Annotated in this window: 19 protein-coding genes; 4 read left to right on the forward strand and 15 right to left on the reverse strand. The window is 32.9% G+C overall.

Annotation, left to right across the window (positions count from 1 at the left end; genetic code table 11):
• Positions 1-16: 16 nt before the first annotated feature.
• From Q0876_RS05105 to Q0876_RS05125, 5 genes are all read right to left on the reverse strand, one after another.
• Positions 17-889, reverse strand: a complete 873-nt coding sequence (locus tag Q0876_RS05105) for a helix-hairpin-helix domain-containing protein (RefSeq protein WP_299224784.1) — start codon at positions 887-889, stop codon at positions 17-19.
• A 5-nt stretch (positions 890-894) separates the two neighbouring features.
• Positions 895-2,529 carry a sodium:alanine symporter family protein gene (locus tag Q0876_RS05110; RefSeq protein WP_299224786.1) on the reverse strand — a complete coding sequence of 545 codons (1,635 nt, stop codon included), beginning with the start codon at positions 2,527-2,529 and terminating at the stop codon, positions 895-897.
• Positions 2,530-2,626: 97 nt separating this feature from the next.
• Positions 2,627-3,646 carry a TrkA family potassium uptake protein gene (locus Q0876_RS05115; RefSeq protein ID WP_299224788.1) on the reverse strand — a complete coding sequence of 340 codons (1,020 nt, stop codon included), beginning with the start codon at positions 3,644-3,646 and terminating at the stop codon, positions 2,627-2,629.
• A gap of 3 nt (positions 3,647-3,649) precedes the next feature.
• The gene (locus Q0876_RS05120) at positions 3,650-3,877 is read right to left on the reverse strand and encodes a PspC domain-containing protein (RefSeq protein ID WP_299224790.1); all 228 of its coding nucleotides are present in this window, start codon (positions 3,875-3,877) and stop codon (positions 3,650-3,652) included.
• Positions 3,878-3,893: 16 nt separating this feature from the next.
• The gene (locus Q0876_RS05125; protein ID WP_299224792.1) at positions 3,894-5,168 is read right to left on the reverse strand and encodes a DUF2851 family protein; all 1,275 of its coding nucleotides are present in this window, start codon (positions 5,166-5,168) and stop codon (positions 3,894-3,896) included.
• 93 nt (positions 5,169-5,261) lie between these two features.
• On the opposite strand from Q0876_RS05125, the gene Q0876_RS05130 reads away from it, so the two are divergent.
• Complete coding sequence (locus Q0876_RS05130; protein ID WP_299224794.1) at positions 5,262-5,789, forward strand: CIA30 family protein; 528 nt, start codon at positions 5,262-5,264, stop codon at positions 5,787-5,789.
• Between the two features lie 5 nt (positions 5,790-5,794).
• Here the strand turns inward: Q0876_RS05130 and Q0876_RS05135 are convergent, their stop codons facing one another.
• Positions 5,795-6,775, reverse strand: coding sequence for a PLP-dependent cysteine synthase family protein (locus Q0876_RS05135; RefSeq protein WP_299224796.1), 981 nt, complete (start codon positions 6,773-6,775; stop codon positions 5,795-5,797).
• A gap of 66 nt (positions 6,776-6,841) precedes the next feature.
• On the reverse strand, positions 6,842-8,080 hold the full coding sequence (locus Q0876_RS05140; RefSeq protein ID WP_299224798.1) for an FtsX-like permease family protein: 1,239 nt from the start codon (positions 8,078-8,080) through the stop codon (positions 6,842-6,844).
• Positions 8,081-8,088: 8 nt separating this feature from the next.
• Here Q0876_RS05140 and Q0876_RS05145 point away from each other — a divergent pair, with 8 nt between their 5' ends.
• Positions 8,089-9,351 (forward strand): DUF1343 domain-containing protein, encoded by a 1,263-nt coding sequence (locus Q0876_RS05145; RefSeq protein WP_299224800.1) that lies wholly within the window; start codon positions 8,089-8,091, stop codon positions 9,349-9,351.
• Positions 9,352-9,358: 7 nt separating this feature from the next.
• Here the strand turns inward: Q0876_RS05145 and Q0876_RS05150 are convergent, their stop codons facing one another.
• From Q0876_RS05150 to Q0876_RS05165, 4 genes are all read right to left on the reverse strand, one after another.
• Positions 9,359-9,757 (reverse strand): hypothetical protein, encoded by a 399-nt coding sequence (locus Q0876_RS05150; RefSeq protein WP_299224803.1) that lies wholly within the window; start codon positions 9,755-9,757, stop codon positions 9,359-9,361.
• Between the two features lie 132 nt (positions 9,758-9,889).
• Positions 9,890-10,729: a sterol desaturase family protein gene (locus Q0876_RS05155; RefSeq protein ID WP_299224805.1), complete on the reverse strand. Its 840-nt coding sequence runs from the start codon at positions 10,727-10,729 to the stop codon at positions 9,890-9,892.
• A gap of 5 nt (positions 10,730-10,734) precedes the next feature.
• On the reverse strand, positions 10,735-11,634 hold the full coding sequence (locus tag Q0876_RS05160) for a hypothetical protein (protein WP_299224807.1): 900 nt from the start codon (positions 11,632-11,634) through the stop codon (positions 10,735-10,737).
• A 9-nt stretch (positions 11,635-11,643) separates the two neighbouring features.
• Positions 11,644-12,135, reverse strand: coding sequence for a YkgJ family cysteine cluster protein (locus tag Q0876_RS05165; protein ID WP_299224809.1), 492 nt, complete (start codon positions 12,133-12,135; stop codon positions 11,644-11,646).
• 20 nt (positions 12,136-12,155) lie between these two features.
• On the opposite strand from Q0876_RS05165, the gene Q0876_RS05170 reads away from it, so the two are divergent.
• Positions 12,156-12,851: a bifunctional 2-polyprenyl-6-hydroxyphenol methylase/3-demethylubiquinol 3-O-methyltransferase UbiG gene (locus Q0876_RS05170; protein WP_299224811.1), complete on the forward strand. Its 696-nt coding sequence runs from the start codon at positions 12,156-12,158 to the stop codon at positions 12,849-12,851.
• 17 nt (positions 12,852-12,868) lie between these two features.
• Here the strand turns inward: Q0876_RS05170 and Q0876_RS05175 are convergent, their stop codons facing one another.
• The 3 genes from Q0876_RS05175 to Q0876_RS05185 form a co-directional block, all read right to left on the reverse strand.
• On the reverse strand, positions 12,869-14,485 hold the full coding sequence (locus tag Q0876_RS05175) for an amidohydrolase (RefSeq protein WP_299224813.1): 1,617 nt from the start codon (positions 14,483-14,485) through the stop codon (positions 12,869-12,871).
• A 101-nt stretch (positions 14,486-14,586) separates the two neighbouring features.
• Positions 14,587-16,299, reverse strand: a complete 1,713-nt coding sequence (locus Q0876_RS05180) for a TonB-dependent receptor (RefSeq protein WP_299224815.1) — start codon at positions 16,297-16,299, stop codon at positions 14,587-14,589.
• Positions 16,300-16,390: 91 nt separating this feature from the next.
• Positions 16,391-19,414 carry a tetratricopeptide repeat protein gene (locus tag Q0876_RS05185; RefSeq protein WP_299224817.1) on the reverse strand — a complete coding sequence of 1,008 codons (3,024 nt, stop codon included), beginning with the start codon at positions 19,412-19,414 and terminating at the stop codon, positions 16,391-16,393.
• A 178-nt stretch (positions 19,415-19,592) separates the two neighbouring features.
• Between Q0876_RS05185 and Q0876_RS05190 the strand changes: the two genes are divergently transcribed.
• Positions 19,593-20,276: a cell division ATP-binding protein FtsE gene (locus Q0876_RS05190; RefSeq protein ID WP_299224819.1), complete on the forward strand. Its 684-nt coding sequence runs from the start codon at positions 19,593-19,595 to the stop codon at positions 20,274-20,276.
• Here the strand turns inward: Q0876_RS05190 and Q0876_RS05195 are convergent.
• Entirely contained in the window at positions 20,273-21,901 is a 1,629-nt protein-coding gene (locus Q0876_RS05195; protein ID WP_299224821.1) for a right-handed parallel beta-helix repeat-containing protein, read from the reverse strand. The two genes, Q0876_RS05190 and Q0876_RS05195, sit on opposite strands and share 4 nt — an antisense overlap.
• Between the last annotated feature and the right edge of the window lie 70 nt (positions 21,902-21,971).

Here is a 21,971-nt window from a genome sequence, read left to right on the forward strand (position 1 = left end):
GCAATTTTTTCTAAAATTAGAGTGTCAAATATAGCTTAATTATCTCAATTTTTTTGACAGGAAACTCTTTTACTTTGGCTAATTCATCTAAAGTTTTAAAGCCTTCTCTGAGTATACGTTCTTCGATGATATTGGAAGCAATCTCGTAATCTATATATTGAATGGTAACTAATTCACTTACAGTAGCTGTGTTTAAATTGAGTTTTGTAATTTCTATTGAGTTTTTAACTGTAAATTCCTTTAAAGCGTTTTCGATAACTTCTGGAGATAAGCCATAAACATCATGAAGTTGAATATCGGCAATAAACTGTCCGCCTAACCTTGTCCTGTATGCAATAATACGTTCTGAAAGTTTAGGACCAATACCACTCACCCTCTGCAATTGGCTAGCAGTTGCGCTATTCAAATCAATTTTTTGATCGAATGTCTTAGCCTTTTTAATTATAGGCTGGTATTGATGCTTCGGCTTTGGATTTGTTACCCAATCTGGAAATTTAAAGTAAGGTGATATCTTATCTAAAAGTGAGTCTGATACTTTTGTTACATTTTGAAATTCTTTAGCAGAATTGACCCATTTATTTTGTTCTCTGAAGTTGAGTAATCTATCAATCTCTTCATTAGAAAGACCCAACATATAGCCTTTATAATCTGTAATAAAATTTGGATTGAACGGATAGATTTTAGGTTTATTATTGTCTAATTCAATCAGCCTTAGCGAATCTACTTCTTTCCTAAATTTTGCTAGATCATGAGAATTGATCTTTATTTCTTCCGAAGGAAAATCTATAAAAAAATAGAGGCATTGTACGATTAGAATTACTATCAATAATGTAAAAATCCCACGACGTTGTTGTTTGGTATACGTGAAGTAGGATTTGAAATTTTTCATATTTTTTATTCTTTGGTATCTCTAATTGCTCCAACATATTTTTTCATTTCATCTCGAACTTTAGGGAATAAGAAAAGTAAACCTATCATATTTGGAAATACTAATGCTAGAATCATAGCATCAGAAAATTTAATAACTGCATCTAAAGTAGCTGCTGCTCCAATAACAACAAACAATAAAAATAATATTTTATACACTAGATCAGCATTTTTTCCTTTTCCAAATAAGTACTTCCATGATTGTAACCCATAATAAGACCATGAAATCATAGTAGAAAAAGCAAATAGTACGATAGCTATGGTAAGTATGTATGAAAATCCAGGAATTACTGAATCAAATGCCATTGATGTTAAATCTACTCCTCCAACTGATTCTCCTGTTGCATTTAATAATACACTACTACTTGATTCTCCAGCTGCTCCATATTGAAATACACTTTGCAAATTACCTCCATCAATATTAAAGAAAATAATAACTAAAGCAGTCATTGTACAAATCACTACGGTATCAATAAATGGTTCTAGTAGTGCGACCACACCTTCTGAAGCAGGATATTTTGTTTTTACTGCTGAATGAGCAATTGCAGCAGACCCAGCTCCTGCTTCATTAGAAAAGGCAGCTCTTTGAAATCCTACAATTAAAACACCTACTAGACCTCCTAGGCCTGCCATAGGGGTGAATGCACCACTAAATATTAAACCAAAAGCATCTCCAATATAACTGAAGTTTGAAAAGATAATGACTAAACAGGCCAATACATATATTCCAGCCATAAATGGTACAATCTTTTCTGTGATTTTAGCAATACGTTTGATTCCTCCAATAATTACTATACCAACTAAAATGGCCAAAACGACACCAATAATGACTCCAGTAGCACCACCTTCTAAATTAAACAAAGAACTTAATTGTACAGCAGCTTGATTTGACTGAAAAGCATTACCTCCTCCAAAAGATGCTCCAACACAAAGTATAGCGAAAATAGCACCTAATACTTTACCAAATCCAGCCATGTTTCTTTCCTTTAGTCCTTTCGACAAATAATACATAGGACCTCCATAAACTGTTCCGCTAGAATCTACGTCTCTATATTTTACACCAAGTGTACATTCTACAAACTTTGTAGACATACCGATAAGCCCACAAATGATCATCCAAAATGTAGCTCCTGGTCCTCCTAATGCTATTGCCACTGCAACACCTGCGATATTACCTAACCCAACTGTTCCAGAAACAGCAGTAGCTAACGCTTGGAAGTGACTCACTTCGCCTTCTTTACTTTCGTCTCTAATCGTATCTGGTAAATCTCCATCAACAATATTCACTGCAACATGTTCTTCTGCTTTATTACCTCCTTCTATTTCATCATATTTACCTCTAACAGTATTAATTGCCAGCCCAAATTTAGTTATGCTTGGAAACTTGAAATAAATCGTAAAAAATGTAGCCCCTAAAACTAATAACAATACTACAATTGGAATATTATATTCTCCAATAGGGATAGATGTTAATACAAAACCTTCCCACCAGCTTGCAACTGGCATAAAGGCATCATTAATTTTTTCGTCAATACCCTTGTCTTGAGCAAAAATTAAAAATGGTAATATTAGTGTGAATAATGAAAGAAGATATTTCTTCATAATATGGATTTTGTATTAGTTAGTTTTAAATTAAGATTCACAAGATGCTAAAAAAAAATGATTTTTTAAAGCATCGGTTGTTAAAATGAAGTTTATGCTATTTTATGTTATACACAGAATTTAGCTTCTCGATTTGTTCTGGTCTTCCCAAAACGATGATTTTAGAATTTGGAACGAGTTTCAACTCAGCTTCCGGATTTACCACATAATCACCTTCTCCATCTTTAAAACCTATAACTGTACACCCTGTTTTACGTCTAAGGTCTAAGTCTTTAATTGTTTGCACTTTAGTGGTGTTATACAACTTTTCTGTAGAGATCTCTTCTATATTAATATTTGATTTCCCAACAATAGAAAGGTTGTCTATAAACTCTATCAAATCTGGAACTACTACTAATGAAGCCATGTGGTCTCCTCCAATTCTATCTGGCAAAATAACATTATTGGCTCCTGCCAATTTTAATTTATTGTATGAAGTTTCTTGAGAGGCGCGACTAATAATACTCATAGAATTATTAATCTGTCTTGCAGACAGCACAACAAATAGGTTATCGGCATCATTAGGTAATGCGCTAATAAGCGTACTTGCTCTATCGATTCCAGCTTGTAAAAGAACCTCATCTTCGTTAGCATTACCATTTACAAAAGCAATGTCTTCACCTTCAAATTTATCTATAAGTTCTTTGTTTCTTTCGATCACTACAAACGGTTTATTATAGGCCATGAGTTTCTTTGCTGCTTGTTTACCATTTCTTCCATAACCACAAATAATGATATGATTGGTAAAACTGTCTATTTTCTTTTGCATTTCTTTCTGTTTTAATTCTTCTAAATCATTTTTGCTTAATATATATTCTGTAATCACAGTAATTGCGTAACCTAAAATGACTACACTAGCTAAAATTAAAAATATTGTAAAAATTTTTGCATTATCATCTAATGGCTGAACTTCACCAAAACCAACAGTTGTAATCGTAATTACTGTCATGTATAGTGAGTCTACCCAAGAATAGTTAGACATTATTCTAAACCCAAGTACACCAACGATCAAGAGTAATATCAGTAAAAAAACTGCTGTATAGATTTTGGTCCTAAAAAATTTAATCAATGGATTCATATATTATAAGTCAAATACTGAAGAGCGTTTTGTGTAAATAATATCTTTTATTCTAATCCAAAAAGCAAAAAATAGGTACAATGCAAAACCAAATCCTACGGTAACAAATGTTAAATACATAAAAGATGTTCGAACTACTTTAGCTCTAATACCTAATCTATCTGCAATGCGTTGGCAAACATAATAGCCACGTTTTTGAAAAAAATATAACATTTGATAGAATAATTTCATAGTGCAATTTAACGAATTATTTAATGATTAGCGCATTCCCTATAGCACATTGTAAACATTTATTTTTATCGCAATATTCAGTTTTCAACTGAATTAAAGCTTGAGACTCTAATGCAGAATTAGATCTTTTTTTTAAAAGATCAAATTGTTTAATAATGCTGTTTTTTTCTGAAGCAATTTGGCTTACGATATTAATTATTATTTCATCTATAAACTGACCATTATATCTAGCATAACTAAATTTTATTGGTAGAATTGTATTTATTAGAAGTAAATCAATAAATGACCTGGTCACGCGTTTTTTACTAGCTTTAGATGCACTTTCAAACGTATAATGCGAATCCCAATATATTGATGCTGAAACACTAAAGCATTCGTAAAAATCTTCTAAGCTTTTACATTGCATGATCTTAGAAAACAAATGTGGCTCTTTGTGGTATAGATTGGCTAATTGTGACAACCGTAATGTTGGAAAATTTACTGGTCTTAGCCTAAAAAACTGCAATGGTAAAGTATGCTTATTGGTGAGTTGATACTTTTGTGCTAAATATTTATATTCACGCTTCAAATCTTGATAATAACTCGTTTCAAAAGGGTTTTCCAGCAAACCACTTTGTCCAAAAAACAAAGCTTCAAGTGAATCTAAATTTGATCGTGTTTTTCTAATCATTGAAAAAGTAATTGAATTAGCCATACTGAAAAACGCTTCACTATTAACTTTAAGTCCAAAGCTCCTAGCTAGCATTTTAAATAGGACTGCTTCCCAGTCATTCTTTGAATCATTGAGTAGTTCTGAAACCAGGTTCGATTTTTGTTCTAGACGTTCAAAATATAAGCGCTCTAACCAATGTCTAAAAATAAAATCTTCTACTGACGCAAAATCAGTTTCGCAATTGATCCATTTGTTATTACTATTTGAGAGTAAATTCTGGTAATTGTTTAATACCTCTCTATCTATATACTCTCTTAATTGTAATGTTGGAATGCTAGAATTATCTTTCCTGTAGATCTCAATATCATGGTTATATACAACATGTAATATGACATTATCATAAGTTTTATCCTGCTCATGATTATGTGCAAACCAATCACTAGAGTTCACATGTATTTCTACATTTCCAGCCCATAACTGGTTTCCTACTCGAATTTTTGCATTAAAAAAATCTGGTCCAGAATTTTGATTGTTCATTCCAGTAGAAATGATTAATATTGGGTCATGCTGTGTAGTTTTTATATTTACTGTGTTAAACTTTTTATACTTCCATATATAATGTAGAAAATTTTCTCTCATGTGCTAAAATTAAAAAATTACATGAACAAAAAAAGGTTTAACTAATATTTTAGAAATTGATTGGTTGATGTTTTGTATTTTAAAGAGAAAAAAATGAACTTTAAATTAATTTTAATTACAGCTTTATTTTTAGGAAATATGGCATTGTACGATTTCAATATTTATAGTAACACTAATGATTGGTACATTGTTGATGATGTAGTAATGGGTGGAAGATCAAATGGAAATTTTGATATTAATAGTGAAGGTCACGGTCTTTTCTCAGGAACCGTTTCCTTAGAGAATAACGGTGGATTTTCATCTGTAAGACATCAATTCAAACCAAAAGATGTTAGTGATTTTTCTAAAATAAAACTGCGTATCAAAGGCGATGGTAGTACATATCAATTTAGAGTAAAAACTGATCGCCGTGACTATGCTTCTTATATCTATGAGTTTAAAACCGTTGATGATTGGATGACCGTAGAAATTCCTTTTTCTGAAATGTATCCCAGTTTTAGAGGTCGTAGGTTGAATCAACCCAACTTTTCTGGTGAATATATAGCAGAAGTAGCTTTTTTAATTGGTAATAAGAAAGCACAAGACTTTAAATTATTGATTGACAAAATTGAATTAGAGTAATAAAATCAATCTATATATCCCATTTGTTTCATCCAATCGTTATTGAACATCTTACCAACATAACGGCTACCATGATCATGAAATAATACAACTACAACATCATCTTTCTTAAAATGATCTTTTAACTGTAAAAGACCTTTTATAGCAGCTCCAGCAGAATTCCCTAAAAACATACCCTCTTCCTTTGCTAGTAGCTGAGTGTAAACAGCTGCATCTTTATCGGTTACTTTAGTGAAACCATCAATGATACTAAAATCTACATTTTCAGGTAAAATATCTTCACCTATCCCTTCGGTAACATAAGGGTAAATTTCATTTTCGTCAAATACACCTGTCTCGTGATACTTTTTAAAGACACTTCCATAAGTATCAACACCCCAAACTTTAACATTAGGGTTCTGTTCTTTTAAATATTTTCCTACTCCAGAAATGGTTCCTCCTGTACCGACGCCTACTACAAAGTGGGTGACTTTTCCATCGGTTTGCTTCCAAATTTCAGGACCTGTACTTTCATAATGTGCTTTAGCATTACTTGGGTTATCGTATTGATTTACATACCAAGAATTAGGTGTCTCCTCTCCTAAGCGCTTAGAAACTGAATAATAACTTCTAGGATCATCTGGTTCTACATCGGTAGGGCAGACAATAACCTCTGCTCCCACAGCTCTTAAGATATCCATCTTTTCTTTAGATTGCTTATCACTTATTACAAAAATGCACTTGTATCCTTTAACTATTGCCGCCAAGGCTAGTCCCATTCCTGTATTACCAGACGTCCCTTCTATTATAGTACCTCCAGGTCTTAGTCTCCCATCAGCTTCTGCATCTTCAATCATCTTAAGAGCCATACGGTCTTTAACTGAGTTCCCAGGATTAAATGTTTCGTATTTAGACAATACCAAGCAAGGGAGTTCTGATGTAAGTTTGTTTATTTTAACCAGAGGTGTATTACCAATAGTACCTAATATGTTTTCTGCGTAATCCATAGTTGTTCTTTTGAGATGCAAAAATAAATATTTAAAGTTTAAAGTCGGTGGTTTTTTGAGTAACAATTATTCAAACCGAATAGCTTTTACTGGAGAAATCTTTGTGATGATTACTGAAGGAATCAATAGCATTAATAGGCAAGCTAAAAATGTACCTATATTCAACAAAATGATATAATCTAAACTAATGTATACTGGAATAATTGAGACATAATATTGCTCAGGATCTGGAAATTTCAGTAAGCTAAACTGTTGCTGAATGAATAGTAATGTTAAACCAATGAGATTACCCCAAAACAACCCCAAACCAATAAGATAAGTTGCATTGTACAAAAATACTTTTCTTATACTCCAGTTGCTACTACCTAAAGCTTTTAGTATGCCTATCATTTGTGTTCGTTCTAGAATTAAAACTAGTAAGGCTGTAATCATATTTATTCCAGCAACGATAATCATGATAGTTATGATGCCATAAGTATTATTATCAAAGATCTTTATCCATTCAAATGTGGTGTAATACCGTTCCTCTATAGTCTGGGTGTTTAAATTTGAAGGCGTAACAGTGCGAATTTGAGAATCTTTTTCCTTTAAAGCATTAAAGTCGTTAAGAAATATTTCAAAACTACCTATTTGATTTTTTTCCCATTTATTAAGTCGTTGCACATGACGCAGGTCGCCAATCATGATATTTTTATCTATATCCTGAAAACCAGAGCTAAAAATACCAACAATTTTAAAGGTTCTAATAAATGGCAATTGATCTACACGCTCTTTACCAAACACCATCTGAAAAGCGTCTCCTAGTTTAAAATTAAGTCTATTGGCAAGATAACTTGAAATCAACACATCGTTAGTCATTGATTGAGAATAATCAGGTACAATCCCTTCAATTAAAAACGCTTTGAGATAAGACCAATTGTAATCTGCTCCTACACCTTTTAAAACGATCCCTTCAAAATCGGTTTCGGTACGAATTACTCCAAATTTAGTAGCAACAGCCTGTATATGCTTTACGCCATCAACACTATTGAATTTTGGATAGAAATCTTGCTCTATTGAAATTGGAATTAAAGATTCATTAGACGCATTAGTATCAAAACTTTCAATCGTTAAGTGACCATTAAAGGCAACAACTTTTTCTCGCACTTTTTTTTGAAGCCCTAAACCTGTAGCAATCGCAATAAGCATAACGATGATACCAATAGCAATAGCCGTAATCCCAATTTTTATAATTGGTGCTGAAACACTACTTTTATACGCTTTACTACCAATAATGCGTTTAGCTATAAAAAACTCGTAATTCAAAATTAAAAATGCGTTTATCGATGTTCAAAAATAGGGTTTTCCAAATAAATATTGTACTTGTTTTGATTCTGATTTCCTGTGGAAATAAAACGAATCATGAAACAGTTAAAAATGATTTGATTCTAGAGGAAGTTCAGAATAATAGTACAACAGTAACTCAAACCGAAATTATCGTTGGAGCCAATAGAATTAATACCTACTTGCCATTACTTGAAGGAAAACACATTGGTTTAGTAGCGAATCAAACCTCTGTTATTTTCAACTCTGATAATGAGCTACACACACATCTTGTAGATTCGTTAATAGCATTGAAAGTAGATGTTAAAAAAGTCTTTGCACCAGAACACGGTTTTCGTGGCACTGCTGACGCTGGCGAATTGGTAAAGGATGGTACCGATACTAAAACTGGGATTCCAATCGTATCGCTATACGGAAAAAACAAAAAGCCCTCACTAGAACAACTTACTGGGCTAGACATTGTTATTTTTGATATCCAAGACGTAGGTGCTCGGTTTTACACTTATATTTCTACTCTTCATTATGTTATGGAAGCTTGTGCTGAAGCAGGCATTACTGTTATTGTATTAGATAGACCAAATCCTAATGGCCATTACGTTGATGGCCCTACACTGAAAATGGAGTACAGAAGTTTTGTTGGAATGCATCCAATACCTGTAGTTCATGGCATGACGATTGGCGAGTATGCAAAAATGATCAATGGTGAAGGTTGGTTAAAAAATAAAGTTACCTGTGACCTTAAAGTCATAGAGATGAAACATTATACTCACGATAAAACCTATAGCCTGCCAATTAAACCTTCTCCTAACTTACCAAATGATCAAGCTATTAACTTGTACCCAAGCTTATGTTTTTTTGAAGGCACAAATGTAAATGCTGGCAGAGGCACCTCAAAACAATTTCAAATTTATGGCAGCCCTTATTTAGATAAAGACGTATATACGTTCAAATATTTACCATCACCCAATCAAGGTGCTAAGTTTCCAAAACATGAAGGCAAATTATGTTATGGTGAAGACCTAAGTGAACGTGAGCAATTAAATACATTAGATTTAAGTTATTTGATAAATGGGTATCATAACTCAATTGATAAAAAACTATTTTTCAATGATTTTTTTATCAAATTGGCTGGAACGGAATTACTTCAAAAACAAATAGAAAATGGGCTATCTGAAGCAGACATCAAAGCGTCATGGCAAGATGAACTTTCAGCTTTTAAAACCATGAGACGGCTTTACTTGATTTATGAATAATTGAAAACTATTCGTCATTCTTAGAAGCCACTTGATCGTCTTCCATCGCTAAAAGAATAGTGTCGTCTCTCAATATTTTTATTACAAAAACATATCGAATAGGTGATTGGACTGCCACAAACACATGTTTACCTTTACTTAAATTGGTTAAAGGAATCTTTACAGAATTGGTTTTAACTTCTATATCTACTTCACGTTTGTAGTTCATATTAACCGCATACACTTTATTGATCCGCTTTTCACTTTTAAGTATAAGTGTATCCTTGGTTGTATTGAGTTCTTGAGTAAGACCTTTTGCTCTTACATTGACATTTTTTTCAAGGATGGCAAAATTGTTTTGAGCTTGAATTTGGCTCCATGGAATTGTTAAAAAAACAAAAAAGATTACAAAAAAAACTGTTTTCATGTATACACGCTGTTAACGTCAACGTTAATGAATTAATAGCTTTTTATTATAATCCCGAACTTTAAAACTACATTTGATTGAGGCTAAGTCAACAAAAAAACCTATGAACTGCATAAAAAACAGACCAAATCATTAAATTTCTGATTTTACCGTAGTAGGTTTCCTATATTTATGAAATGGTTGCTTTAGTAAGGCCCCTATTTTTCCATTGGCTCCTTCATCTGGAAATGTGTCAACACCATAGACTATGGCATCACGATCTAATTTCATAAATGTGCCAAAAATACGATCCCAAATAGAGAAGATATTACCATAATTACTATCTGTGTACGGCAACATGTAATGATGATGCACTTTATGCATATCAGGTGAAACAATGATATAACTCAACACCTCATCTACTTTTTTAGGTAATTTGATGTTGGCATGATTGAATTGTGTAGCAATAAGAGATAGTGATTGATATAAAAAAACAATAGCTATTGGAGCGCCTACAATAAAAACGCCAACAAGCGTAAACGCAAATCTAATTATACTCTCTAAAGGATGATGTCTGTTTGCTGTAGTGGTGTCTACATTATGATCGGTGTGATGTACCAAATGCACCATCCAAAGTGGCTTAACTTTATGTTCTACGTAATGTGCCAAATAAGCACCAATAAAATCGAGGAGTAATACACCTAATAATACATAAGCCCAAAGCGGCAAATTAGGAATCCAATTGATGATCCCAAATTGAGATGTTTCAACCCACTTTGCAGTTCCAACTAACAAAAACGCCAAACCAAAATTAATTACGATCGTTGTTACTGTAAAGAATAGATTTGGAATAGCATGCTTCCATTTTTTGTATGTAAAATTGTATAAGGGCAAAGTCCCTTCAAGTAACCAAAATAGTGTAAGACCACCAACCAAGATGAAACTTCTATGCGCTGAAGGAATGGTTTTAAAATATTCGATGATAGCTTCCAATAGCTCTAAAAATTACTATTAATAATTAAACTCGCTTTTTTCAAATTTACTAAAGAAACTTTACTTCTCCATACACTAGCGTTAGTTTCATCTTTTAAAAGTCCATATGAAGTGAAATGTAAAAATGCAAATAATGACGCATTGGATTCATCAACTTCTGAAGGTTCAATTCGTTTTAGCTGACGTAAAACCTTTTTAGGTTTATTAAGTAATAAAAACTGTTTTAGCTTCAGCAGTTCTACTTTTTGCTCTAGAGCTTCAATATTTTCTTGACGTTCATTTAATAAATATGTACTAGCTTCCTTTAAGTAGATATTTGATAAGATCACAATTTCTGGTCTTAATTTATCATTTACAAGTGCAGCGTAATCTAAATATTTAGTAGATAAGCGATAGGCTGTGTTAAAATTGGCTTTCTCGCGATAATTGGTCAATTCAGCTTTTAAATAAGACGTATCTATTGCATATGTTTTTATAAAATTTGCTAAATCTAAATAACCCATATCATACTGGAGAGTAACATTAATAATATTACCATTGATATCCATAACTTTGATAGTGTCATCATTAAATTTATCAATATAAGACTGAGTTCGTTTTCCTTTAATCTGTTTATATAATTCAGGATATTTATTTTCATTAACTATCACTGGAACAAAATGTTCCCAGATGATTTCATTAAAACCCTCATTACCAAGCAAATCTTGAATAACTGGTATTCCGTTTTTACTTTTCACCAAAACAGGATAAGGCTCAACTGTAGCGTTTTCCCATAACATTAAAACCAGCTTATCTTGAACTAAAGCCAGTCGCTTTGCAATATCTAATGATGCCATCCATTCTTGAGCGCTACATAAATTTGATATTGAAAACAGTAATAAAAAAAATAAAATGGTTTTCTTCATAAGGCATTACTATTTAATTCTCTGTTTCATGGCTTCAACAATATTGTATGCAGCCGGACATATCGCAACGTTTTTAAGTGTCAAGCTAGATATTTGTTGAAATTTTTTCCTGTTTGTATGAGGAAATTCTCGACAAGCCTTCGGTCTAACTTCATAAATAGAACAATAATTGTCTACACCTAAAAAAACGCATGGTACAGACTGTAATACATAATCATTATCTTCATCTAGCTTTAGGTAAGTATCTATAAATTGTTTTTGTTTCATTTTAAAATGCTTAGCTATACGCTCTATGTCTTTAGTTGTAAATAATGGCCCTGTGGTTTTACAACAATTGGCACATGCTAAACAATCGGTTCGCTCAAACTCATCCTCATGAAGTTCTTGCATCAAATAATCCAATTGCTTTGGCGGCTTTTTTTTAAGCTTAGAAAAGAAGATTTTATTTTCCTTATACTTATCTTTGGCGAGCTTTGGAAGATGGTCTATTACGTCTTGCATACTACAAAAATACTACTTTTATGAAAGACCTTTTTGGAAAAGCCTTACTAGATTATCAGCACAATAATTATACCGAAGACCTAATTACTTCAACTAATATATCTGTTGATGATGTATTACCTTTACCGTATTTGTTTAGAGACTTTTCTGAAATGCCTAAGTTAGAGCAAGAAGCCTTAAAACGATCTCAAGGTAAGGTTCTTGATGTAGGTTGCGGCTCTGGAAGCCATAGTCTATATCTACAAAACAAAGGTCTCGATGTGAAAGCAATTGATATCTCATTAGGTGCAGTAAAAGTAGCAAAGGAAAGAGGTGTTAAACATGTTGAACTGAAAAACATAATGAAAGAGTCTGACACTTTTGACACCATTCTTTTACTTATGAATGGCACAGGAGTTTTTCAAAAATTAGATTTGGTAACTGCACATCTTAAACACTTAAAAACTTTACTTAATACAAATGGTCAAATCTTAATAGACTCTTCTGATATCAAATACATGTATGAAGATGACGATGGTGGATTATGGATAGACACCAATGCTAATTATTATGGTGAATTAGACTATTTCTTGAGCTATAAAGGCGAAGATGAAGAACCAATGAAATGGTTGTATCTTGACTTTGAACGTTTGCAATTGGCCAGTCAATCTGTTAGGTTACAATGTGAAATAGTTTTAGATGGTGAGCATTTCGATTATCTAGCAAGGTTAAGCTAGTATCAAGTATTAAAAAATTACTGTTGCTCTCCACCAACAAACGTTTGCTCAACCTTTATATTAGGAATTTCATTTTGATTTACCGTCATGATGTCTTTATCTAAAATGATAAAATCAGCAAATTTACCAGCTTCAATACTCCCTTTTTCGTTCTCCTCAAAATTTGAATATGCTGCCCAAATCGTCATTCCTTTTAAAGCTTCTTCACGTGTTAGCCCATTTTCTTTCTGAAAACCGCCTTCTGGATAATGCTCTAGATCTTGTCTTACTACTGCTGCATAAAATGTTAAAAACGGACTCACTTGCTCGACAGGAAAATCGGTTCCTAATGCTACTTTTCCATAAGCATTTAATAACTGCTTATACGCATAAGCACCTTTGATACGCTCACTACCAAGTCTATCTTCAGCCCAGTACATATCACTTGTTGCATGCGTAGGTTGTATAGATGGAAATACATTTTCATAAAATTCAAAATCTTCTTGAGAAACGACTTGAGCATGTTCGACACGCCAGCGTCTATCTGATTTTCCATTCAACACTTTGTTGTAGGTTTGCAAAACGACATGATTAGCAGAGTCACCTATAGCGTGAGTATTCATTTGATAGTCTGAATCAGCAATACGCTCAGCATTAGCGTTAAAGGTGTTTAAATCGGTAACTAACAAACCCATATGTTCTGGCTTATCAGTATAAGGAGCTCTAAGCATAGCACCTCTAGAGCCTAAGGCACCATCGGCATAGAATTTAAATGAACGTACATTCAACTTATCTGTTTTAATTGTTCCTTTTTTGAGATAATAATCAACATTCTCTTCAGAAAATGAGACCATAGCGTAGACTCGCATCTTTAAATCTCCAGATTGCTGTAAACTATCAATGAGTTCTATAGATTCTCGATCAAGACCTGCATCATCTACTGTAGTCAACCCTAAATCGAAACACATTTTTTGTGCTGCCAATAGCGCGTTTATTTTATCATTTTTAGTTGGTTTAGGCCAATACTCTAATACTAAACTTTCGGCATTGTCGACCAAGACTCCTGTAAGCTCTCCATTTTCTACTATAACTTCTCCACCTTCAACCTTACTATCAATTGTAACTTTTCCAAGATCTAAAGCTGCTTGATTACATAAAATAGCATGACCATCAACACGTGTCAATGCAATAGGTGTTTTAGGAAATAATTTATCTAGAAGTTTTTTATTGGGAAATGCTTTTTCTTCCCAATCATTTTGATCCCATCCTCTACCCATAACAAAAGGCATCTTTTTATCATTTTGAAAATCGAGAACACGCTTTACTACCTCTTCAAAACTTTTTGTACCAACTAAATCTACGGTTTGCTCTCCAAACCCTAAAGCTAAAAAATGGCAATGCGCATCAATAAATCCTGGAACAATAGTTTGGCCTTTTGCATCTATTAAACGTTCAGAGCTGTAAGCAGTCTTTATAGCTTGGGAAGTGCCAACCTCAATAAATTTTCCATTTTTTATAGCGAAAGCCTGTGCTTTATTAAAGTTATCATCTACAGTATATATATTACCATTAACTACAATAGCATCAACATTCTGTTTTTCTTTAGTACATGAGTATATAATAATTGTGAATAAGAGAATGATTAGTTGTTTCATTGGTTTCAATTTTTGAACTATAAAAATACAAAAAGCATTCATTCAAATGAATGCTTTTGATGTAATGTGACACATAGGACTATAAATTCTACCCTATTGAATCAAAAATCAAACTGATAGGTTGCTCCTGCTAAAAACTGAATGCCTTGAACTGGATAGTTCAACCAACGTTGGTAATCTTGGTTAGCAATGTTATTGGCTTTTACATAGGCCGAAAGTTGATTGTTTATTTTATAACCGATGTGTGCATTGGCATCAAAAAAGCTATCTAAAGTTACTGTCATTGGTGGATCTACAGGAAAGAAACTCTCTTCTATTGCAAACTCATCTTTTCGTTCACCAACAAAAAAGAGATTTGCACCAGCAAACCAATGTTCATCAATCTGATAGTCTAAAAATACAGATGCTTCAATATCAGGTAAATTCCATGCTTCAGCTTCAATATCGGTATCATAGGTAAAATATTCTGCCTTGAGCGCTAATTTGAAATTTCGATTTACATCAATATTCAATGCTCCTGCTACAGAAAACGTAGTAACGTCGTCATATACAATTCCAAATGAGTTTCCAAATTGATAATTTTCTTCAGCTGTACCTAAAAAACTATTGGCCTTGTACAAAGCCTTACCATTATCTGCAACATAGTGACCACTTATATCATAGCTCACTGAATTTGAAAGTTTTCCTTTTAACCCAATTGATGCATTGTATGCTTGGTCTGTAGGAACAATGAATAATGTTGGAGAAACAAATGGATTTTCTTGAGCAAAATCATAGTATGAATTTTGAATAAGACCACCTTTAATACCACCATAAGCAATCAACAATTCATTGACCAAACGATAACTTGCTGTAATATTTGGATAAATAAAAAGTTTATTATCACTGGCTTCTGTATCATTTAAATACACCAAATTCACGCCTAAATTAACTGTTAGATCATCTTGTATCATTTGGTAACTTGGTGCTATACCAACATTGAAATTACCATATTTAAGCTCTTCCTGTATGAAATAGTTTCTGTCAAATGTTCCTCCCAAATAATCAAGAGTTAGCTCAGCGTTTATAAGTTCATCTTTGATTGGAACATCAAATTCTGATTTTAAAACAAATCGGTTTTCACCAGAATCTTGATCATCTCCAAAACGTCTATACAATACATCTCCACTATTGACTATTGCATTTTCAAAATTAATTTGCCCGCCAAAATTAGCAGTATAAAATGAATGGTCAACATCAAATCTATCAATAGTTTGATCAGGAACTCCATACCAATTAAAGGCTTGCAATTGAAAACCACCTTCTACCTTCCAAGAGTAATCTCTTAATTTCTGACTGTAATGTGCATTTAAGCTTGTTTCAGAAAAATTATTATCAAAATTTACATCCTCAATATTGCCTTGTGATGAGTGATGGCTAAAATAACCTCCAACACGTTCGGTATTACTCAAAGCATGATTAAGGTATATTTCTCCCAAAATAGTAGTATAAGTACCTACACCTAGAGAGGCATAATTATCATAAAGCTTAACTGGTTTTTCTTTATCTACATTAGCTGCTTTACCTTTGGCTGGAGTAAATGTTGAAGCTACTGGGATAGAAAATATATTATACTTGATCTCCTTTTTCTTGGTGGTTGTTGAATCGTTCAAAGAAGGTGCTTCTTTAATTTTAAACGCATCAGATATTGTAGGTGTGTAAGGTTTGACAACTTTTACCACATCTGTATCAATAGTATCTTTATTACGCTCTTGAGATTGCATCACAAAGAAGTTGCCAAGTAATATTAAAATGATTAACAATTTTTTAAACATAGTTCTCGTTTTGATAAAACAGTATTAGTTTGGAGGGTTAGCTATAACAGAATCAAAGCCATCAACGTATTTTAGTTTATAGCTCATAAAATTAATTTTGCTCAGATTCAACAGATGAATTGGTTTTTGCTTCTTCTGTTTTTATTTTATCTAATTCGGTTTTTGCTTCTGTAACGACATCATCAAACTCTGGAAAATTAGAAATTACATTGTCTAAAATATATGTGGCTTGAAAAGCATCTTTCAAGGCGTAGAAATTATTAGCCATAACCACTAAGCCTTTAGCACTATAATATTTATAGCTACTGTAATCTCTAGCCAATTTTTGAATAATCCCATTGGATGATTCGTATTTGCCTTCTTTATTTTTAAAATAAGCATTGTAATACAACGCTTCGGCCACCAAAGCTCCAGATGCTATTTTTTCAACTTTTGCGTAAGCTGTTTTTGCTTTTTCTTCATCTCCTGTTTTAATAGCAGATCTCGCAATAATGATTTGAGCATCACTTTTAACTTTAGCATCAATCTTAGAGATTTGAAGTGTCTTCTCTGCATAAGTCACAGCTTCAGCATAATTCTGTTGCTGATAGTATGCGTTCATTAGGTTAGACTGAGCATAAGTAATGTTTTGTGGATAATCTGCTTCATCTTCTAAGCGTTTCAATAATGGAATGGCACTATTCCAGTTGGAATCATTGAGATATATTTCTGATAGCTTTACTATAGCTTGCTCTGTGAACTCTCCTTTTTGTTTACCTATCACATATTCATAATGCGGACGAGCATTTTCAGGCAATTGTTTTTTAGCGTATAATTCGGCAATGTAAAAATGAGACTGAAGCGCATGAATTCCATTTGGAAACTCATTTAAATACTTATTAAATTGGCGAATGGCAGCATCTGTATTATCGTTAAGATATTGCTTTTCGGCAGCCAAATATGCAGTGTTATCTAACTCTGCATCTGTAACATCAACATAATCTAAGGTCTTTACCCAAGCAGCATACTCATCAACTCTACCTATATCTATGTAAATTAACCTTGCGGTTGCTACTGCTTGACTAGCCTCTTCGGTTGATGGGTATTGATTAGCAACTCGTCTCAATTTATTCAGCGCTCGTTCATTATCGTTAGTATTGTAATAGGACAATCCTTGTCTTAGTAGTGCTTTTGGAATAAATACGCTATTTCGATACTCAGAATTGAGTCTGTCATACATCTGCATAGCATCATCTATTTGATTTGCTTTTACATAAGAGTTTGCAAGTTCATACATCGCATCATCACGCAAAGATGACTTCTGAAAGGTCTCTATAAACGACTTTAAATCCTTGATCTTTTTTGAACCTTGCCCTATATAACCATAACTCATTGTCTTTTGAAACGTAGCGTAATCTGCTTCAATCTCATTAATTGAAATGGCTTGCTCATATGCAGCAATCGCCTTATTATAATTACTAGAGACAAAAAAACCATCACCTAATCTTAGGTAGGCATCATTTAAACGTAATTTATCATTACTATGATTGTTAATGAACTTTTGGAAGCTAGCTGTTGCTTGATCGTAATTTTTTAGTTTGAAATAAGTGTATGCAATATTGTAATCTAAATTATTATATTCTTCAACTTGAGAAGCTTCATTTTGTTGGGCAAATTGCTTGAACCCAATTAAGGCATCGTCAAAACTGCTGAGATGATAATCGGTCTCCGCTTTCCAGAATGTAGCTCTAGCAGTAAATGTTTGTTCTTTTGCCTCTTTTATAGATGTATTGAACAAGTCTCTAGCTTCATTGTAATTACCTTCGTTGTAGACTTCTATTCCTCTATAAAAAGCTACCTTTTGATAGGCTACCCGGTTTTCAAAACTCTTTTTGTTTTCTAAAAGCTTTATCGCTTCTTTATAGTTTTTAGATGTGATATATGAATCAATCAACAAGGTTTCAACTTCTTCTTTATAGTTTGTATTTGGATATTTATTCAAATAACCCGTTAACACCTGAGGAACCGATTGATAAGGGTTACCAATTTCATAACTAATCTTTGCATAGTTAAGCCAGGCATCTTCTTGAATTTTTAAATCGTAGTCCATTTGAGACGCATTACGAAATGCATTCAACGCTTCTTGCTTTTTATCTAAGTTGATGTAACTTTCTCCCAAATGATAATAAGCATTTTGGGCTACTGAGTTGTTTCCATCTATGATTTTATTAAACTCAGCTATAGCGTTTTCAAAATTATCTTGTTTATAGTAGGCATAACCTAACTGATAATAATCTGTATTATTCCATCTGCCTCGCTTTCCTTTATAAGCCTTTAAATATGAAATAGCATCAGCGTATTGCTCTAAGTTAAAATAACTCTCTCCAATGATCTTAGAAAGCTCGGAGGTTTCTTGCGGACTACTTTTACCTAATTGCCCTTTAGCAAGTTCTATTGCTTTTTCAAACTTACCAAGCTTGAAGTTTAAATCGGCTTGATAGTATGATAATTTCTCTTTGTACTTTTCTTGATCAATTACTTGTTCGAAATATTCATTTGCTTTGTCATAATCATCACCTTCATAAGCCATATAACCAATATAGTATTTGGCTTGTGAGCCATAATCTTTTGAATTTACGACTCGATTCAAGTACTTATTTGCTCCTGTTTCATCTCCTGTTGAATACAAAGCGTAACCATAATTGAAGTTAAAATGATCTCGCTCAGAACGTGGTACACTATTTTCATCAACTTTATCGTACCACTTTCTGGCATAGGCATATTTTGCATTAGCGAAGTAATAATCAGCTACATCTAAAAATGCTGTATTTCGTTTTGTGCTTGTTGGGTAATTTTCTACAAAATCTTGAATTAGATCATCAGCATTTTGTTGATTCAAGCGTACTGCACAATTAGCGATGTAATAGGCGCAATCTGACTCTAAAGTTTCGTTAGGCGCTTCGTTTTTAATGGCTTCAAATAAAGATTGTGCAGCTTGATATTGTCTATTATTATACAATGTGAATGCCTTTTGATACTCTACTAAGTCACTAGTGTAAGCTGCGGTTTGCTGTGCTTGAAAATAGGCTGAAAACAGCAAAAAGCTTAGCAAAAAACTTATTCTTCTGAAAGTCATTGTGTTCGATTTTAATTGATGCCAAAGATAATTTATCTCGTATCTATAACGCAAGAATCAAACTATAATTATACACAGTGTTATTAAAAGCCTAAATACATCCAAAGTTATAATTTGAAGTTTGGGTTTTGAGTTATTTATGATACATTTACACTTCTATTAAAATTGAACACTTAAGATGTCTGAAACTATTTTACAACTCAAAAACGCTGCAATATACCAAGGTGAAAGTATGGTATTGTCTGATGTTAACTTTGAAATGAAAAAAGGCGATTTTGTTTATCTCATAGGTAAAACTGGAAGTGGTAAAAGTAGTTTTATGAAAACATTGTATGGTGATTTGCAATTGACCGAAGGTGAAGGTCATATTGTAGATTATGACTTAAGAACACTTAAAGAAAATGATATCCCGTTTTTGAGACGAAAGCTTGGTATTGTGTTTCAAGATTTTAAACTTTTACCAGACCGAACCATTAATGGAAATTTAGAATTTGTACTTAAAGCCACTGGCTGGAAAGACAAAACAAAAATTGCTGAACGCATTGAAACGGTTTTAGATAAAGTAGCTATGAAAACCAAAGGCTTTAAATTTCCTCATGAATTGTCTGGTGGAGAACAGCAACGTATTGCTATTGCTAGAGCATTACTTAATGAACCAGAATTAATATTAGCAGATGAGCCTACAGGAAATCTCGATCCTCAAACCAGTATTGAAGTTATGGAGGTATTACGCGATATTAATAAGAATGGTAATACCATCTTGATGGCTACCCACGATTATGCTTTACTTTTAAAATATCCAAGTAAAACATTAAAGTGTGATGAAAATAAGGTCTTTGAAGTCGTACAACGAAAAAGCTAGAACCCTAACCATTTTAGGAAATGTTGAAATGCATTTTCTGGGTTTGCTACCTTAGATACCTGCTTAGGACTATCCACAAAATCTATAATAAAAACCCCAAAATTAGATGGTGTTTTTTGCGCTTTAGTATTGTGTAATGGCATTAGAAACTCATTGTTATTCATTGGAAATACAATTTGCCTATTTTCTAACACCTTGCCAGAGCTTAAAACGTTCTCTGGATTTTCAGCGTCATATATTTTGTAGTGTTTTCCTTTTTCTATTCCATATTTAGAGACATCTACAACAACATCATTACCTTTTTTATCAAATAATGCTACGTTATAAGTATTTAGATTCAACTGATAACGATTAAAAGCCAATACAGGATGCAAGTCGAAATCATCAACTACTCTTGAAGTGCTTTTATGATCAATATTGAATGTTGTTTGCCACTCATCAAACTTGAAATCTTTATACTTCACAATTCTAAACGCTGGTCTGTTTGTTCTTGAGTAATACGTATTGTTTTTAAAATTCCAATGATTTGCATTGTCTTTGGCAGACCAGCTAAACTGCACAAATCCTGTATGAATAATATTATTAGTAAACGTTAGTGATTTTGCCTGAAGAATTCTTAAACCATTAGAGCGGCCAATAATAATGTTATCTTTAACAATCACATCTTCAATAGGCGCATGTTTATTAAAGCCTAAAGTTAATGAAGGTGCATCACCACGTATTTCATCTTTAGTAAAATTAGAATTGTGATACAACACATTATTTATAACTGAAATATGTTTTGCTACATTAATTCCATTTCTATCATCTGATGCAACTATAATGTTATCTAAATGTCTGCCAGATGGTAGTCCGTTGTTAAAAAGGATGTTGTTTTCTAGTTTAATATGTTTCACATATTCAAAATTAGCACGTCTTCCAGCAGACCAAACCTCTATACCCTTATAGTAATTATTGAAGATGATAGAATTCTTGATTAATCGTGTGCTGTCACTTGAATTTTGCACATAAATCCCTTCACCTCTACCTCTACCATTTTTAGCAACATAACCATTATTATAAATGATACAATCTTCAATGATTGATCCAGCTCCATGTTTCCAAAACCCAAAACCTAAACCTGGAACGTCATGAATTCTCAAATTGTAAAATTTACAATTAGCGCCTTTCAAATGCCTAAGTCCTCTTCCTATTTTAAAATTCTCATCAGCTTCAAATCTAGAAAAATCTCCCAACCAAGTTATCTCAAAATTTTTATAGATGACTTGTTTACCATTTACTTCGAGTACTGCTTCTCTTTTTGATTTCACATTACCATTGAGTGTAACTTTATCTTCTTCATATGCAGAAACTGTGACATAAGCATTAGGAATAGTACTTTGAACAGTACTTCTATATCTTCCATTATATACCCCTTCATGCAACCAAATTATATCATGTCCATTAACCACTTCTGGCTTTTGATTTAATGCAGTTTCGAGATCCCATGGGTTTTCAAGCGAACCATCTCCACTTGCTCTTCCTGGTGTAGTTGTATGTGCTTTTGGAAACACATGAAACTCTTGTTGAGCAAAGATGGTAATGCCAACAAAAAAAATAAAAACGAACGCAAAACTCTGTTTCATAACACTAATTAGGCAATTACTATACCAATTTATCGTTTGTGAAACCAATAACATCATAGACTATCATAAA

This window comes from uncultured Psychroserpens sp. (assembly GCF_947503375.1).
GTDB lineage: Bacteria > Bacteroidota > Bacteroidia > Flavobacteriales > Flavobacteriaceae > Psychroserpens.

What these genes read in the sequence shown, in the direction of transcription:
- Q0876_RS05105 (WP_299224784.1), bottom strand. Translation starts at nt 889, where the DNA reads ATGAAAAATTTCAAATCCTACTTCACGTATACCAAACAACAACGTCGT.
- Q0876_RS05110 (WP_299224786.1), bottom strand. Translation starts at nt 2,529, where the DNA reads ATGAAGAAATATCTTCTTTCATTATTCACACTAATATTACCATTTTTA.
- Q0876_RS05115 (WP_299224788.1), bottom strand. Translation starts at nt 3,646, where the DNA reads ATGAATCCATTGATTAAATTTTTTAGGACCAAAATCTATACAGCAGTT.
- Q0876_RS05120 (WP_299224790.1), bottom strand. Translation starts at nt 3,877, where the DNA reads ATGAAATTATTCTATCAAATGTTATATTTTTTTCAAAAACGTGGCTAT.
- Q0876_RS05125 (WP_299224792.1), bottom strand. Translation starts at nt 5,168, where the DNA reads ATGAGAGAAAATTTTCTACATTATATATGGAAGTATAAAAAGTTTAAC.
- Q0876_RS05130 (WP_299224794.1), top strand. Translation starts at nt 5,262, where the DNA reads ATGAACTTTAAATTAATTTTAATTACAGCTTTATTTTTAGGAAATATG.
- Q0876_RS05135 (WP_299224796.1), bottom strand. Translation starts at nt 6,775, where the DNA reads ATGGATTACGCAGAAAACATATTAGGTACTATTGGTAATACACCTCTG.
- Q0876_RS05145 (WP_299224800.1), top strand. Translation starts at nt 8,089, where the DNA reads ATGCGTTTATCGATGTTCAAAAATAGGGTTTTCCAAATAAATATTGTA.
- Q0876_RS05150 (WP_299224803.1), bottom strand. Translation starts at nt 9,757, where the DNA reads ATGAAAACAGTTTTTTTTGTAATCTTTTTTGTTTTTTTAACAATTCCA.
- Q0876_RS05160 (WP_299224807.1), bottom strand. Translation starts at nt 11,634, where the DNA reads ATGAAGAAAACCATTTTATTTTTTTTATTACTGTTTTCAATATCAAAT.
- Q0876_RS05165 (WP_299224809.1), bottom strand. Translation starts at nt 12,135, where the DNA reads ATGCAAGACGTAATAGACCATCTTCCAAAGCTCGCCAAAGATAAGTAT.
- Q0876_RS05170 (WP_299224811.1), top strand. Translation starts at nt 12,156, where the DNA reads ATGAAAGACCTTTTTGGAAAAGCCTTACTAGATTATCAGCACAATAAT.
- Q0876_RS05175 (WP_299224813.1), bottom strand. Translation starts at nt 14,485, where the DNA reads ATGAAACAACTAATCATTCTCTTATTCACAATTATTATATACTCATGT.
- Q0876_RS05180 (WP_299224815.1), bottom strand. Translation starts at nt 16,299, where the DNA reads ATGTTTAAAAAATTGTTAATCATTTTAATATTACTTGGCAACTTCTTT.
- Q0876_RS05185 (WP_299224817.1), bottom strand. Translation starts at nt 19,414, where the DNA reads ATGACTTTCAGAAGAATAAGTTTTTTGCTAAGCTTTTTGCTGTTTTCA.
- Q0876_RS05190 (WP_299224819.1), top strand. Translation starts at nt 19,593, where the DNA reads ATGTCTGAAACTATTTTACAACTCAAAAACGCTGCAATATACCAAGGT.
- Q0876_RS05195 (WP_299224821.1), bottom strand. Translation starts at nt 21,901, where the DNA reads ATGAAACAGAGTTTTGCGTTCGTTTTTATTTTTTTTGTTGGCATTACC.